This is a genomic window from Tenacibaculum sp. L6, assembly GCF_028823685.1.
Taxonomy (GTDB): domain Bacteria; phylum Bacteroidota; class Bacteroidia; order Flavobacteriales; family Flavobacteriaceae; genus Polaribacter.
Genome location: NZ_JAPEHZ010000156.1, coordinates 1 through 917, shown reverse-complemented (window position 1 = coordinate 917; position 917 = coordinate 1). Strand labels below are relative to the sequence as shown.

The window sequence follows — 917 nt, the reverse complement described above, 5'->3', positions numbered from 1 at the left end:
AGTTTTACTGGCAAGAAGCTATTGGAGCAAAAACAGATTTTATTCGTGTAATGACTCCAGATGCAGGAAGCAGTGATCTTACTAAAACCAATAGAGGATTTGTATTTATTCCAGAAATAGGAGATCAAGTAATGGTAGGTTTTGAACATAACGACCCTAATCGTCCTTTTGTAATGGGAAGCATGTTTACAGGTAAAAATGGAGCAGGAGGAGATGAAGAAAATGTAAGAAAGAGCATTATTACGCGTGGTGGACATACGATTGAGTTAGACGATACAAAAGATAAGGAGAAAATAACCATAAAAGACAAAGACGGAAGTATTATAACTTTTGATACTAAAGAAAAATCATTGTTTGTTCAGTCTGTTGAAACCATGGAATTTTCTGCTAAGAATATTAACCTCAATGCTGAAGAAAATATCCGTTTAAACGCTAAAAAGAATGTAGAAGTTAGTACAGAGTCCGATACATTATTAATAGCTAAAGGAGAATTAAAATTACAGTCTGATGGTACTACTTCCGTAAAAAGCAAAGATAAATTAGCTATGGAAGCTACAGGGGATGCTACATTACAAGGTATGAACGCTATTGTTGAAGGAAAGACAAGTGCTGAAGTAAATGGAACGCAAACAAAAGTAACAGGTAGTGCTGTAACTGAAGTGTCAGGTGGAATAGTGAAAATTAATTAAAAACGAGTAATTATGCCAGGACCTGCAGCAACTATATCACATATGCATACATGCCCAATGTATAACGGTTCTACGCCGCATACAGGAGGCCCTATAACTGGACCAGGAGTACCTACTGTATTAATAGCAGGAAAACCAGCTGCTGTAATGGGAGATATATGCACATGTTCAGGACCTCCAGATACTATAGTAAAAGGAGATGCAACTGTGCTAATAGGTGGGAAACCA

General features: G+C 36.9%; 2 protein-coding genes. Both read left to right on the top strand.

Annotated features, from left to right (window positions below; genetic code table 11):
* Nucleotides 1–689: phage baseplate assembly protein V (locus tag OU788_RS12465; protein WP_274635460.1), on the top strand; the 689-nt coding region annotated here is incomplete at its 5' end.
* Nucleotides 690–701: 12 nt separating this feature from the next.
* Nucleotides 702–917 (top strand): PAAR domain-containing protein (locus OU788_RS12460; RefSeq protein WP_274635459.1); only part of this gene is annotated, 216 nt, incomplete at its 3' end.